Consider the following 14,131-nt stretch of genomic DNA (forward strand, 5'->3'; position numbering starts at 1 on the left):
CATCCTTCATGAGGTCGTTCAAAATCTGAGCGGCAGGTTCGGTGCCGGCTCCGTGGACGGCTGCACTCCCCTGCTCTTCAGCACCTGGGTGGTCACATCCCGGAAGATGGGAGCGACTGCAGCCGATGAATTCATCTTAACCGGGTCGGCCAGGTTCACCGAAACGACGAACTGCGGCGCTTCCGCAGGGGCGAAACCGGCCATCGAGACGAGGTAGCTCGAGCTGTAGCCGCCGTCGCCGTCGGGCTGCTGTGCGGTACCGGTCTTCATGGCCACCCGGTAGCCGGGGACGTCGACGTTCTTGGCGACCCAGCTCTCCTGGTCGACCATCTCGAGCATGTCGCTGACCTGCTTCGCCGCGTCGGCGGAGACGACCTGGGTTCCGGTCGCGTCGGGGACGTCGGTCATGGTGCCGTCGGCGTTCCGGCACCCCTCGACCAGCTGGACGGGCATGCGGACACCGCCGTTCGCGATCGTCTGGTACAGGCTGGCGCCCTGGATCGCGGTCGTCGAGAAGCCCTGACCGAACATGGTCGCGTAGTCCGTCTGGTTGTCCCAGTCCGCAGGGTCCGCCATGAGGCCACCGGACTCGCTCGGGAAGCCGACCTCGGTCTTCTGGAGCTGACCGAACTTCTGGAAGTACGCGTAGCGGGTGTCGGCGCTCATCTTCTCGCCGAACTGCGAGATCCCCGTGTTGGACGATTCGACCATGACACCCGACAGAGTGAGGTTCAGATCCGCGTGGAACTCGCTGTCGTTGATGTCGGCACCGTTCGAGGGCTTGTACCGGAACGGAGCGACCACCTGGGAGTTCGGATTCGCGACACCCTGATCGATGAGCGCCGCGGCGGTGAGCGACTTGTACGTCGATCCCGGTTCGAACGGCGCGGCGAAGGCCCGTGAGCCTCGGTCCTCGGACGGCGTCGCGCTGACGTTGCCGGGGTCGACGGCCGGGTACTCGGCGACGGCGAGGAGCTTGCCGGTCTTGACCTCCATCACCGTGACGACGCCCCAGCTCGCACCGACCGCTTCGGCCTGCGCGGCGAGCGACTGCTGCGAGAACCACTGGATGTCCTTGTCGAGCGTGAGCACGACGTCGCCGCCGTCCTTCGCCGGCTTCGTCACCGTGGTGCCGGGGAGTGGGAGACCGCCGCTGCCCTTCTCGTACGTCGTGCGACCGTCCTTGCCGGCGAGGCAGGAGTTCTCCATGAGTTCGACGCCCGCCTGGGCCTCGCCCTCCTCGCCCACGAAGCCGACGATGTTGCCGGCGACCGCACCGTTCGGGTACACCCGGTAGGGCTCCTCCTTGAAGGTCGTCCACGGGATCTCCAGCGCCTTGAGCGCTCGGAGCTGGTCGAGCGTGAGCTTCTTCGCGATGAGGGCGTAAAGCGAGTCCTTGTCCGCGGCGAGGGCATCCGTGATGAGCGCGAGGACCTCCGGACCGGGCTTGCCGATGATCGCGCCGATCTCGTTCGTCGCCTGCTCGAGGGTGATCGTCTGCTCGGCGCCGTCGACGTCGCGTTCGAACGGACCGGCGTCCTTCGGAGATGCCGCCATGCTGTACCGCATGACCGCTTCGGCGAGCACCGAACCGTCGGAGGCGAGGATGTTGCCGCGGGTGGCGAGGATCGTGTCACCCGTCTCGGTCTTCTCGAGGGATTCGGCGCTCAAGGCACTCGCGCGGACCACTTGGATGTCCACCAGACGCAGGACGAAGAGCGTCATCACGATGGAGACCGCGACGATGGTGAACGCGAGGCGTCGGCGCGTGGTCTTCGTGTGTCTCACCATGATGCCCGCACCGCGTCCTCTCCCGACGTCGCACCTCCGAGCAGGGCGTCGTCCTTCACCGTGAGCCGTCCGGTCATCGTGTGGTCGGCGACGGCAGCCCGTCCTGCAACGGTACGGGCGGGGTGACCGCTTCCTGGCTCGACGCGCCGTCTGCGGCGGCGGCGTTCTGCCCGCCGACGAGCGGGAGCGTCGCGGCCTGTGCGTTCGGCACGAGGGCGGCGTTGAAGATCGGACTCGTGCTCGCCGACGCCGGCGTGGGCGTCCCCAGCACGGCACCGTCGGAGAGTCGGAGGTAGGTCGGGAGCGAGTTGCCCACCATGCCGAGTGCCTGCGCGTTCACGGCGAGGTACTGGGGCGAGGCCAGGCGGTCGAGGTCCTCGGCCAGCGCGGCCGAGGTGCGGCCGAGTTCGACCTGCTTCCCCTCGAGCTGCTGGATCTGGTATGCGCCCTGGCTCAACCCGACGCTGAGGAGCAACTGACCGACGACGATGGCGACGACCGCACCGACGACGATGACCGCGTACATCGGCCGTGGTCGGAGCTTCGAGCGCGCCCCGGTCGTGACCGCACGGATGTGCTGCCGTTCGGGGGCCGTCCGGGTCGGCTGCGGCCGAGCGCGTCCGAGCCGTTCTGGTGCGAGATCGAGTGCTGCGGTCGCTCCGCTCATGCTGGCCTCCTCAGCCGTTCGGCCGCGCGGAGTCGCACGGGTTTCGCTCTGGGGTTCTCGTCGATCTCGGGCTCGGTGGCGAGTTCGGCGCCCTTGACGAGGAGCTTCAGCTCCGCGCTGTGCTCGGGGAGCTCGACGGGCAGCCCCGCCGGCGTGGTCGACTTCGCCCGCGCCTGGAGCTCGCGCTTGACGATCCGGTCCTCGAGCGACTGGTACGACAGGAACACGATCCGGCCTCCGACCCGAAGCAGGTCGAGAGCGCGGGGCACGGCGGCCTCGAGGACCGACAGCTCCGCGTTGACCTCGATGCGCAGCGCCTGGAAGACCCGCTTGGCCGGGTGTCCGGTGCGACGTGCGGCCGCCGGAGTGGCCCGATCGATGAGTTCGACGAGCTGACCGGAACTCGTCAGGGGTCGCTGCTGGCGTTCCTCGACGATGCGGCGTGCGTAGCGCTGCGCCAACTTCTCGTCGCCGTACTCCCAGAAGATCTTCCGAAGCGCGACCTCGTCGTAGGTGGCGAGGATCGTCTCCGCCGTCAGCTCGCTCGACGCGTCCATCCGCATGTCGAGGGGCGCGTCCTGCGAGTACGAGAAGCCGCGTTCGGTCCGATCGAGCTGCAGCGAGGAGACACCGAGGTCGAACAGGATCCCGTCCACCTGCGGGAACCCGAGCTCCTCGGCCGCCTCGTCGATGTCGTCGTAGACGGCTTTGACGAACCGAGCGCGCGACCCGAAGCGCGCGAGCCGCTCCTGAGCGATGTCGAGCGCGTCGAGGTCGCGGTCGAGCCCGATGAGGGTCAACTGCGGGAACCGCTCGAGCATGGCCTCGGCGTGTCCCGCCATGCCGAGTGTGGCGTCGATGAGGACCGCGCCCTCGTGTGACACGGCGGGGGCGAGCAACTCGATGCATCGCTCGAGGAGGACCGGTGTGTGGATGTCGTTGATGGCCATATGCGTAATCCGGACGGTCCCTGACCCCTGATCCCCATCCGTTCCGACCTGGCACCGGGGAAGTGTGTCAGGGCGGGCTCCGACCTGGCACCGGGGAAGTGTGTCAGGGCGGGACGGCTGGGAGTCAGAGGGCAGGGCACTAGAAGAGTCCGGGGATCACCTCCTCGGCGGTCTCGGAGAAGACGCTCTCCTGTTCGGCGAGGTAGGACTCCCATGCCTCGGCGTCCCAGATCTCCGCGCGGCTGCCGGCGCCGATGACCACGAGGTCGCGGCTGAGCCCGGCGTACTGGCGGAGGTTGGACGGAATGGTCACGCGGTGCTGCTTGTCGGGCGTCTCGGCGCTCGCTCCGGAGAGGAACACGCGCAGGTAGTCGCGGGCCTGCTTGCTGGTGACCGGAGCCTGGCGGATCTTCTCGTGGAGCGCCTCGAACTCCCGCGTGCTGAAGACGTAGATGCAGTGCTCCTGGCCTCGAGTCATGACGACCCCGCCGGAGAGCTCATCGCGGAACTTCGCCGGCAGGATGATGCGGCCTTTTTCGTCGAGTTTGGGGGCGTGACTACCGAGGAACATACGCCCCCGCCCCCAATCGTTCTGGCCAACATCTTGGTTGGGCTCCACTTTACTCCACTTTGCACCACCAATGCAGCACATTCCCCCACATTGGTCCATTTGCCCATGAAAAAACCCCGCAAAGTCAGGACTCTGCGGGGTGGAGGGAAATGGAGGGGTTTTGTCATACCCGGGACGATCAGGGAGGGCCCGAAACGACGAAACGGGGCCGATCCGAAGATCGGCCCCGTTCAGGGTCGTGGTGCGGCGGCGCCGCGAGGGAGCGAAGTGGAGTCAGGTGGCCGACCGAGGAGCGACCGGGTGACCGGGCCTCGCTAGCGTTCGTCGCCTGACTGACGCTTGTCCCAGCGATCGTTGAAGCGGTCCATCAGACGCGACGACTTCTGGCCGGCCGGAGCCGCCTGACGAGGACGCGGCTGTTCGAGCGGAGCCCGGGTCGGTTTCGTCGCCACGAGCACGCCCGTGAGCATGATCGCGAACCCGAGCAGACCGACGATGGGCTGCTGGATCACGACTCCGAGCACGAGGCCGATCGCCCCGACCACCGCGATGAGGGAGCCGAGCGCGATTCCGCGGTAACTCGGTTTGCCCGCGCCAGCGCTGACCTTGGAGACGAAATCGGCATCGCTGCGGTAGAGGTGGCGTTCCATCTCATCGAGGAGCCGTTGCTCCTGCTCTGAAAGTGGCATCTGATTCCCCTCAAGGTCACACGACGCGACGTTGTTGATCGAGTCTAGCCACCGAAGCATGACTAGGCTAGGTGCGTGATCGAAAGCAATGAACTCGCCACCCTGGTGGGCCGCGGGCTCTCCGACTTTCTCTCCTCGCGAAGCTCCATTGTCGCGCAGATCGGCCCGGAGCTCTCCCCGTTCCTCGACTTCTCCCGGGAATTTCTCAGCGGTGGGAAGCGGTTCCGAGCACAGTTCTGCTTCCGGGGCTGGCAGGCCGTCTCGACCGGGAGACACGCCAGCGGTCAGGGCGGCCTCGAGACCGTCATCGCGACCTGTGGAGCACTCGAGCTGTTCCATGCCGCAGCGCTCGTCCACGACGACATCATCGACAACTCCGACACCCGCCGTGGCGCACCGTCGGCTCACGTCTCCTTCGCGGAGTTGCACCGCCGCAGCAGATGGGACGGCGACCCGACCACCTTCGGTACCGGAGCCGCCACGCTCCTCGGCGACCTGCTCCTCGGCTGGAGTGACGAACTCCTCGACGACGGACTCGACCAGCTGGACGACCGCACCGCCGCTCGCGCAGCGCGGGCCGAGTTCAACCGGATGCGGACCGAGGTCACGGCCGGCCAGTACCTCGACATCCTCGAGGAGCGCGCCTGGCGCGACGCCGCCGACGACGAACAGCGCCGCCGGGCCGAGCGCGTCCTCATCTTCAAATCGGCCAAGTACAGCATCGAGTCCCCGCTCGCGCTCGGGGCGCTCCTCGGCGGCGGGAACGAACAGCAGCTCGCGTCGCTCCGCGGGTACGGCCTCCCCCTCGGCATCGCGTTCCAGCTGCGCGACGACCTCCTCGGCGTCTACGGCGATCCCGCTGTGACCGGCAAGCCGAGTGGCGACGACCTCCGCGAGGGCAAGCGGACCATCCTCATCGCGCTCACGAGGGAGGCCCTCCAGCCGGGCGCGCGCGCCATCCTCGACGAGCTGCTCGGGGACCCCGAACTCGACGACGACCAGATCGGCCTGCTCCAGGCGACCATCCGCGACAGCGGGGCCGTCGACCAGGTGGAGAAGCTCATCCAGGACCACGTCGCAAGGGCACTCTCCGCACTGGGCGAGGCTCCGATCAACGACGACGCCCGGGCCCACCTGCGCGGCCTCGCGGTCGCGGTCGCACGCCGCGAGACCTGAGCCGTCCGGCTCGGACAGCTCAGGATCAGGCGAGCGCCTGAGCCACCCGGCGGACCTCGGAACGACGTCCCTCGCGGAGGGCTTGGATCGGGGAGGTCCCGATCGCGTCGTCGTCCTCGAGCATCCAGACCATCGCGGCCTCGTCGTCGAAGCCGTTGTCGGACAGCAGCGTGAGCGTGCCGCGCAGGTTGTGCACCGGCCCGCCGTCCGCGATGAACGACGACGGCACCTGCAGCACGCCGTCGCGCCGGACGGCGAGGAGGTCGCGCTCCTCGAGGTACTGGCGGATGCGTCGGATCGGCAGCCCGAGTTCGGTCGCCAGATCGGGAAGGGTGAACCACACGAGTTCGGAATTCTGCTCAGTCACGCACAGCAGTCTGCCACGACCGCGCTCCGCTCGGCGCCGTCGGATCGCGTTCGGGTAACGATCCGGGCGCCTCGCCGCCCTCCCGGGGTGTTGACAGCTCTTCGCGCCCGACGTTCCATACACTCGACTGGTGAGTAGCAACCAGCAGACCGATCCGATGATCGGCCGTCTCCTCGACGGGAGATATCAGGTGCGCTCACGCATCGCCCGGGGCGGCATGGCGACGGTGTACCTCGCCACCGATCTCCGGCTGGAACGGCGCGTCGCGATCAAGGTCATGCACGGCCATCTCTCGGACGACACGACGTTCAAGAACCGCTTCATCCAGGAGGCGCGCTCCGCCGCCCGGCTCGCGAACCCTCACGTCGTCAGCGTGTTCGACCAGGGCCAGGACTCCGACATGGCCTACCTCGTCATGGAGCACCTGCCGGGGATCACCCTCCGCGACCTCATCCGCGACAACGGCACGCTCACCCCTCGGCAGGCCGCCGACATCCTCGACGCCGTGCTGTCCGGTCTCGCCGCCGCGCACCGCGCCGGCATCGTCCACCGCGACGTCAAGCCGGAGAACGTCCTGCTCGCCGACGACGGGCGCATCAAGATCGGCGACTTCGGCCTCGCGAGAGCCGCGAGCGCGAACACGGCCACCGGCCAGGCACTCCTCGGGACGATCGCCTACCTCTCCCCCGAACTCGTCACCCGTGGACAGGCCGACGCGCGGAGCGACATCTACGCACTCGGGATCATGCTCTACGAGATGCTCACCGGCGAGCAGCCCTACAAGGGCGAGCAGCCGATGCAGATCGCCTACCAGCACGCCAACGAGTCGGTCCCCGCACCGAGCGCCAAGAACCCCGCCGTCCCGAAGGAACTCGACGACCTCGTGTTCTGGGCCACGGAGCGCGAACCGGACGATCGTCCGTCCAACGCCGGCGAGATGCTCGAGCGCCTGCGGTCCATCGAGTCCAGTCTCGGGTTCACCTCGGTCGCCACCGGGGCGCAGCCCACGATCGTCATGCCGGCCTCCTACTCGAGCGAGCACGCCGACGACGTCACCCAGGTCATCGGCCGCAACACCAAACCGCAGCAGGTCCCGGTGCGCGCCGACGCGACGGACGGTCCGGGCAAGCTCGCCACGAAGGCGCGCAAGCGCAGCCGCGTGGGCGTCGCGCTGTTCACGATCGTCCTCATGCTCGCCGCGCTCGCCGGTGGGACCGGATGGTACTTCGGCCAGGGCCCCGGCTCGCTCGTCGAGGTCCCGAACGTCGCCGACGGGAGTTTCGACCAGGCGTCAGCCAAACTCGTGGAGCTGGGCTTCGTGCCCGTCGAAGGCGCGACGTTCAGCCTCACCGTCCCGGCCGGCACGGTCGCCGGCAGTGATCCGCCGTCCGGCTCGAAGATCGACAAGGGCAGCTCCGTCACGGTCCTCGTCTCCCAGGGACCGCAGCCGGTGGACATCCCGGTCCTCGCCGGGCTCGCACAGTCCGACGCCGAACAGCAGTTGGACGCGCTCGGCGTCGCCGTCGGCACCGTGAACCAGCAGTTCGACCCGAGCATCGCGAAGGACATCGTGCTCGCGGCGACCGACGCGACCTCGGGAGCCGACTACAGCCAGGGTGGGCCGTCCTTCCAAGGCTCCACGGTGACGCTGCTCGTGTCGGCCGGACAGGTGCCCTCGGTCTCGGGGATGACGCCGGATCAGGCGCGCGACGCCCTCGAATCCGTCGGGCTCGGCGTGGGGACCTCCGACGAGGCGTTCGACGACACGATCCCCGCTGGGCAGGTCATCGGCATCCAGGCCAAGACCGATGCGGACGGGAACGAGACGGCCTTCATCCCGGGCGACGACGTGACCTTGATCGTGTCCAAGGGCGTCGAGTTGGTCGCCGTCCCCGACACCACCGGCCAGACGATCAATCAGGCCATCACGACACTCCAGGACGCCGGGTTCACCGTCGGTGACATCGCCGTGGCAGAGGCCTTCCGCGACATCTTCAAGGTGAAGAAGACCGATCCCCCGGCGGGCAAGTCCGTCAAGAAGGGCTCGACCGTCAACATCACCGACTTCGGTCTGTAGCCACGGCGACACCTGCTCGACCCACACGGCTGTCACACGTCGAAGCGCCCATGCCGGATCCGGCACGGGCGCTTCGTCGTGTGAGACCTACTTCGCGGCGGCGAGTTCCTCCGCCACGAGGAAGGCGAGCTCCAGCGACTGCATGTGGTTGAGGCGAGGATCGCACAGCGACTCGTACCGCGTCGCCAAGGTGGCCTCGTCGATCTGCTCCGAGCCGCCCAGGCACTCGGTGACGTCGTCGCCGGTGAGCTCGACGTGGATGCCGCCGGGGTGCGTCCCTGCGGAGCGGTGGGCTTCGAAGAACCCCTTGACCTCGTCCACGACGTCGTCGAAGCGACGCGTCTTGTAGCCGGTGGGCGTCGTGAGTCCGTTGCCGTGCATCGGATCGGTGACCCAGAGCGGCGTCGCGTCGGCACCCTTGATCGCCTCGAGCAGCGGAGGCAGGGCGTCCCTGATCTTGCCCGCACCCATCCGCGTGATGAACGTCAGGCGCCCGGGCTCACGCTCGGGGTCGAGCTTGTCGATGAGACGCAGCATGTCGTCGGCCGAGGTGGTCGGGCCGAGCTTCACGCCGATCGGGTTGCGGACTCGCGACAGGAAGTCGACGTGCGCGCCGTCGAGCTCGCGGGTCCGCTCCCCGATCCACACGAAGTGGGCGGAGGTGTTGTACGGCGTGCCGGTCCGCGAGTCGATCCGCGTCATCGGTCGCTCGTAGTCCATGAGCAACGCCTCGTGGCTCGAGTAGAACTCGACACCCCGCAGCTGGTCGAAGTCGGCTCCGGCCGCCTCCATGAACTTGATCGCACGATCGATGTCGCGCGCCAGTCCCTCGTAGCGGTGGTTCACCGGGTTGGCGGCGAACCCCTTGTTCCAGCTGTGGACCTCGCGGAGGTCGGCGAACCCGCCCTGGGTGAACGCCCGGATGAGGTTCAGCGTCGATGCGGAGGTGTGGTACCCCTTGACGAGCCGAGCGGGGTCGGCCGTGCGCGACTCCGGGGTGAAGTCGTAGCCGTTGACGATGTCGCCGCGGTAGGCGGGCAGGGTGACGTCGCCCCGCGTCTCGGAGTCGTTGGAGCGCGGCTTGGCGAACTGCCCGGCCATCCGGCCCATCTTGACGACCGGCATCGACGCACCGTACGTGAGCACGACGGCCATCTGCAGAACCGTCTTCACGCGGTTGCGGATCTGCTCGGCCGTCGCACCGGCGAAGGTCTCGGCGCAATCGCCGCCCTGGAGCAGGAACGCGTTGCCGCTCGCCGCCCGGGCCAACCGGTCGCGCAGGATGTCGACCTCGCCGGCGAAGACCAGCGGAGGGAGGGTCGCAAGTTCGGCGGAGGCACGCGCCACCGCGGCCTGGTCCGGCCATGACGGCTGCTGCTTGATCGGCAGCTCACGCCAATAGTCCAGTCCGGCGATCACCGAGGGTTCGGCCATGACGACTGGTTCTGTAGCGTGGGACACGGATTTCCTGTTTCTCTTCGACCGGACGCGCTCCGGAGCCCGCCCGGAAGGGGGAACGGACCGCGATCGCGGCCCGGTTTTTCAGCTTAGCGTCACGCCGACGCGGCGCGCTCCTTGACGCTCGTGGCGTAGACGTCGCGATAGTCCTGGCCCGAGAGCTTGCGGAGCTCGACCATCAACTCGTCCGTGACGCTGCGGAGGATGAAGCGGTCCCCCTCCATGCCCTCGAACCGCGAGAAGTCGAGCGGCTTGCCGATGACGATCCCGATCCGACGGATCCGGGGCAGCTTCGTGCCGATGGGCATGACCTTCTCGGTGTCGATCATCGCGACGGGGACGATGGGGACCCCGGCCTCGAGCACCATCCGCGCGACGCCGGTGCGGCCGCGGTACATCGTCCCGTCGGGGCTACGGGTGCCCTCCGGATAGATCCCCAGCAGGTGACCGCCACCGAGGACCGCGAGTCCGGTGTTGAGCGAGGCCTCGGAGGCCTTACCTCCCGACCGGTCGATCGGGAGCTGCCCCGTGCCGAGCATGAAGGTCTTCGTGGCCCAGCCGCCGAAACCCTTGCCGCGGAAGTACTCGCTCTTGGCCAGGAAGGAGATCCGCCGATCGACGCACAGCGGGAGGATCACCGAGTCGATGAAGGACAGGTGGTTGCTGGCGATGATCGCGCCGCCGTGCTCCGGGATGTTCTCGGCGCCGATCACCCACGGCCGGAAGATCGACTTGAGGATCGGGCCGGCGACCAGGTACTTCATGAACCAGTAGAACATCGTGCTCCTCCGTCTTGCCGTCGTCGTCAGCCGAGGACGAGGGCGCTCCTGGCGAGATCGCCGGCGCCGATGACCCCGGCGTCGTTCACGAGCTGCGCGATGCTGAAGGACGGCTCCGGGTGGAACCCGCGCGCCGGGAGGTGTGTCAGGAACGCCTCACGAACGGGGTCCAGGAGGAGGTCGCCGGCCTGGGCGACGCCGCCGCCGATCACGAAGATGTTGGGGTCGAGGATGGCCGACATGCTCGCAAGAGCCTGCCCCAGCAGATCGGCGAGCTCATTGAGGCACCGGAGCGCGCCGGGATCGCCGGACTCGAGCAGGGCGGAGACGTGGTGTCCGTTCAGCAGCCCGCCGGCCGCGGCACGGGCTCGGGCGAGGGCGGCACCGTCGCCACCGGCGTCCGCTGCCTCGTTCGCGAGCCGGAGCAACGCGTTCCCCGAGCAGTACTGCTCGACGCAGCCACGCGCGCCGCAGCCGCAGGGCAGACCGTCCGGGATGAGGCGCATGTGTCCCAGTTCCGCACCGCTGCCGAAGCCACCGGTCAGCAGCCGGTCGTCGAGGACGATCGCCCCGCCGACTCCCGTGCCGATCGTCACCATGACCATGCTGCGTTCCTCGCGCCCCGCACCGAACCGGAACTCGGCCCAACCCGCGGCGTTCGCGTCGTTCTCGATCGTCACGACCTTGTCGGGCAGCCGCGCGGCCAGCCGGGCCTGCAGGGGCTCGTTCCGCCAGGCGATGTTCGGCGAGTAGTAGACGGTCGAGCGCGTGGCGTCGAAGAACCCCGGCGCTGCGACGCCCACGCTCGAGATGCTGCCGTCGTCCAAGGACCGGACCATGGCGACGACGTCGTCGATGATGGCGTCGGGATCGGAGGCCTGCGTCGGCGTGCGCCCGGCCGCGAGGATCCGGCCGTCGTCGTCGACGACCCCGCCCGCGATCTTCGTCCCGCCGATGTCGATGCCGATCGCGTTTGCCATAACGGTGCCGTCTCCCTGTCCTGATGTCGCCGATACCGGCAGCGGCGTGTGACCGACCGTCAGTCGAGTCGGTCGCCCGCGCGCCGCAGTCGAGTCTACTGAGCGTCTGCGCGCCACAGAAACCGCGCAAACACCCGTGCTCTAGGATGGAGCAACATCTTGCCGACCTGGTACCGAAGGAGTTGCCGTGGAACAGTTCGACGTCCCTGCAGTCGTCGCAGCAGACCCATCCGCCAATGCGACCGATCTGCTCGTGAAGCGCCTGGCTGCTGCGCCCGACGCCGCGCTGTTCGCCGTTCCCCGCGGGTCGGAGTGGGTGGACGTGACCACCGCCGAATTCCACGCGCAGGTCGTCGCCCTGGCGAAGGGCCTCGTCGCCGCGGGGATCGAACCCGGCGACAAGATCGGGCTCATGTGCAAGACCCGGTACGAGTGGACCCTCATCGACTTCGCCGTCTGGTTCGCCGGAGCACTCCTCGTCCCGATCTACGAGACCAGCTCGCCGAGCCAGGTGCAGTGGATCCTCAGCGACTCGGGAGCGACCAGCGTGCTGGTCGAGACACCCGACCAGTTCGCCCGCTTCGACGAGGTGCACGGTGACCTCCCCGACGTCGCGCGGGTCTGGCAGATCGACCTCGGTGACCTCGACAAGATCGCGGCCGCCGGCGTCGACGTCCCCGACGAGGAGATCGAACGCCGTCGCAACCTCGCCGTGGGTTCCGACATGGCGACCCTCATCTACACCTCCGGCTCGACCGGTCGGCCGAAGGGGTGCGTCCTCACCCACTCGAACTTCGTCGAGCTGTCGCGGAACTCGGCAGTCGCACTCAAGGACGTCGTGTCCGCTCCCGGTGCCTCCACCCTCCTCTTCATCACGACGGCGCACATCTTCGCGCGCTTCATCGCCGTGCTGTGCGTGCACTCCGGCGTGAAGACGGGCCATCAGCCCGACACGAAGCAGCTGCTCCCCTCGCTCGGCACGTTCAAGCCGACGTTCCTCCTCGCGGTCCCCCGGGTCTTCGAGAAGGTCTACAACTCCTCCGAGCAGAAGGCGGAGGCCGGCGGCACGGGCAAGATCTTCCGTGCAGCCGCCGAGACCGGGATCGCCTACTCGAAGGCCCTCGAGAGCGGTTCCGTGCCGTTCGGCCTGAAGGTGAAGTTCCGGGTCCTCGACCGCCTCGTGCTGTCGAAGATCCGCACGGCCATGGGCGGCCGGGTGCGGTACGCGGTCTCCGGCAGCGCTCCACTCGGTCCGCGACTCGGTCACTTCTTCCACGCGCTCGGCATCGTGATCCTCGAGGGCTACGGCCTCACCGAGACCACCGCGCCCGCGACGGTCAACCTCGCCCAGAAGTCGAAGATCGGGACGGTCGGACCGGCGCTCCCCGGCGTCTCCCTCCGCATTGCCGACGACGGCGAGGTCGAGGTGCGCGGGATCAACGTCTTCAAGGAGTACTGGCAGAACCCCGAGGCGACGGCGGAGGCCTTCGACGACGGCTGGTTCCGCACCGGCGACATCGGCTCCTTCGACGCCGACGGCTTCCTCACGATCACCGGGCGGAAGAAGGAGATCATCGTCACCGCCGGCGGGAAGAACGTCGCCCCGGCGGCGCTCGAGGACCCGATCCGCGCGACCCCGGTCGTCGGCCAGGTCGTCGTCGTCGGCGATCAGAAGCCGTTCATCAGCGCCCTCATCACGCTCGACACCGAGATGCTGCCGTCATGGCTCGCCAACAACGGCCAGGACGCCTCGATGAGCGCCGCCGAGGCTGCTCGGAACCCCGCGGTGCTCGCCGCCGTCCAGCGCGCCATCGACGAGGCCAACACCAAGGTGTCCCGCGCGGAGTCGATCCGCAAGTTCGTCATCCTCGACGACGAGCTCACGGAGGCGAGCGGGCACCTCACGCCGAAGCTCAGCATCAAGCGGAACGTGATCCTCAAGGACTTCGCGGAGACGATCGAGGGCATGTACCTCGGAGCGGGTTCGCCCGAGACCCAGGGGATGTCCCTGAAGTAGCGCCTCGACGGGCTCGGCGGTCGGTCGACGACCGCCGGGCCCGTCGACCGGCGTCTAGAACCAGTCGCTCTCGCGGACCTGCTTCATCGCCTCGCGGCGGTGCTCCTTCGACAGCCGGTCGAGGTAGAGCATGCCGTCGAGGTGGTCGGTCTCGTGCTGCAACGCCTGGGCGAGGAGTCCTTCACCCTCGACGACGAGCTCCTGCCCGTCGAGGTCGATGCCGACGGCACGGGCGTAGGGATGGCGCGGCGTCGGGAACCAGAGTCCGGGCACCGACAGGCAGCCCTCGCCGATCTCCTCGAGTTCGCCGCGCACCTCGACGAGCTTCGGGTTGATGAGGTACCCGATGACGCCGTCGACGTTGTAGCTGAACACGCGGAGTCCGACGCCGATCTGCGTCGCGGCGACGCCGGCACGGCCGGGGAGCTCCACGCTGTCCACGAGATCGCGGACGAGGCTGCGGATGTCGTCGTCGATCGTGACGACCTCGGCCGTCGGAGCCTTCAGGACCGGGTCGCCGAAGTGTCTGATGGGTCGTGTCGTCACGGGTTGGATCCTTCCGGGCGGGACAGGTGTGGTGGACGCGGAGACCGGCCGCGTCGCCTCGAG

Annotated in this window: 13 protein-coding genes; 3 read left to right on the forward strand and 10 right to left on the reverse strand. The window is 68.3% G+C overall.

Features of this window, described 5'->3' with window-relative positions:
- Positions 1 to 18: 18 nt before the first annotated feature.
- The 5 genes from A4X17_RS17890 to A4X17_RS17910 form a co-directional block, all read right to left on the reverse strand.
- Entirely contained in the window at positions 19 to 1,791 is a 1,773-nt protein-coding gene (locus A4X17_RS17890; RefSeq protein ID WP_064297000.1) for a penicillin-binding protein 2, read from the reverse strand.
- A gap of 73 nt (positions 1,792 to 1,864) precedes the next feature.
- The gene (locus tag A4X17_RS17895; protein WP_064297001.1) at positions 1,865 to 2,458 is read right to left on the reverse strand and encodes a hypothetical protein; all 594 of its coding nucleotides are present in this window, start codon (positions 2,456 to 2,458) and stop codon (positions 1,865 to 1,867) included.
- Positions 2,455 to 3,408 (reverse strand): 16S rRNA (cytosine(1402)-N(4))-methyltransferase RsmH, encoded by a 954-nt coding sequence (gene rsmH, locus A4X17_RS17900; protein ID WP_064297002.1) that lies wholly within the window; start codon positions 3,406 to 3,408, stop codon positions 2,455 to 2,457. The genes A4X17_RS17895 and rsmH overlap by 4 nt, the downstream gene beginning before the upstream one ends.
- Before the next feature lie 139 nt (positions 3,409 to 3,547).
- A complete protein-coding gene (gene mraZ / locus A4X17_RS17905; protein ID WP_064297003.1) occupies positions 3,548 to 3,979 on the reverse strand; it encodes a division/cell wall cluster transcriptional repressor MraZ in 432 nt (143 codons plus the stop codon).
- Between the two features lie 314 nt (positions 3,980 to 4,293).
- Positions 4,294 to 4,668 carry a DUF3040 domain-containing protein gene (locus tag A4X17_RS17910; RefSeq protein WP_064297004.1) on the reverse strand — a complete coding sequence of 125 codons (375 nt, stop codon included), beginning with the start codon at positions 4,666 to 4,668 and terminating at the stop codon, positions 4,294 to 4,296.
- Positions 4,669 to 4,743: 75 nt separating this feature from the next.
- Here A4X17_RS17910 and A4X17_RS17915 point away from each other — a divergent pair, with 75 nt between their 5' ends.
- Positions 4,744 to 5,844, forward strand: coding sequence for a polyprenyl synthetase family protein (locus tag A4X17_RS17915; RefSeq protein ID WP_064297005.1), 1,101 nt, complete (start codon positions 4,744 to 4,746; stop codon positions 5,842 to 5,844).
- A 25-nt stretch (positions 5,845 to 5,869) separates the two neighbouring features.
- Here A4X17_RS17915 and A4X17_RS17920 read toward each other — a convergent pair whose 3' ends face one another.
- On the reverse strand, positions 5,870 to 6,211 hold the full coding sequence (locus tag A4X17_RS17920) for an Rv2175c family DNA-binding protein (protein WP_064297006.1): 342 nt from the start codon (positions 6,209 to 6,211) through the stop codon (positions 5,870 to 5,872).
- Between the two features lie 130 nt (positions 6,212 to 6,341).
- Here A4X17_RS17920 and pknB point away from each other — a divergent pair, with 130 nt between their 5' ends.
- Positions 6,342 to 8,288: a Stk1 family PASTA domain-containing Ser/Thr kinase gene (gene pknB / locus A4X17_RS17925; RefSeq protein ID WP_064297007.1), complete on the forward strand. Its 1,947-nt coding sequence runs from the start codon at positions 6,342 to 6,344 to the stop codon at positions 8,286 to 8,288.
- Positions 8,289 to 8,375: 87 nt separating this feature from the next.
- Here the strand turns inward: pknB and A4X17_RS17930 are convergent, their stop codons facing one another.
- The 3 genes from A4X17_RS17930 to A4X17_RS17940 all read right to left on the reverse strand — a co-directional run bounded on the left by A4X17_RS17930 (position 8,376) and on the right by A4X17_RS17940 (position 11,505).
- Complete coding sequence (locus A4X17_RS17930; protein ID WP_064297008.1) at positions 8,376 to 9,722, reverse strand: class II 3-deoxy-7-phosphoheptulonate synthase; 1,347 nt, start codon at positions 9,720 to 9,722, stop codon at positions 8,376 to 8,378.
- Positions 9,723 to 9,841: 119 nt separating this feature from the next.
- Positions 9,842 to 10,525 carry a 1-acyl-sn-glycerol-3-phosphate acyltransferase gene (locus A4X17_RS17935; RefSeq protein ID WP_064297009.1) on the reverse strand — a complete coding sequence of 228 codons (684 nt, stop codon included), beginning with the start codon at positions 10,523 to 10,525 and terminating at the stop codon, positions 9,842 to 9,844.
- Positions 10,526 to 10,551: 26 nt separating this feature from the next.
- A complete protein-coding gene (locus tag A4X17_RS17940) occupies positions 10,552 to 11,505 on the reverse strand; it encodes an ROK family glucokinase (RefSeq protein WP_064297010.1) in 954 nt (317 codons plus the stop codon).
- Positions 11,506 to 11,692: 187 nt separating this feature from the next.
- Here A4X17_RS17940 and A4X17_RS17945 point away from each other — a divergent pair, with 187 nt between their 5' ends.
- Positions 11,693 to 13,522, forward strand: a complete 1,830-nt coding sequence (locus A4X17_RS17945) for a long-chain fatty acid--CoA ligase (RefSeq protein ID WP_064297011.1) — start codon at positions 11,693 to 11,695, stop codon at positions 13,520 to 13,522.
- 54 nt (positions 13,523 to 13,576) lie between these two features.
- Here the strand turns inward: A4X17_RS17945 and A4X17_RS17950 are convergent, their stop codons facing one another.
- On the reverse strand, positions 13,577 to 14,068 hold the full coding sequence (locus A4X17_RS17950) for a peptide deformylase (protein ID WP_064297012.1): 492 nt from the start codon (positions 14,066 to 14,068) through the stop codon (positions 13,577 to 13,579).
- Positions 14,069 to 14,131 lie beyond the last annotated feature (63 nt).

The sequence above is a fragment of the Plantibacter sp. H53 genome (assembly GCF_001650455.1).
GTDB classification, from domain to species: domain Bacteria; phylum Actinomycetota; class Actinomycetes; order Actinomycetales; family Microbacteriaceae; genus Plantibacter; species Plantibacter flavus_A.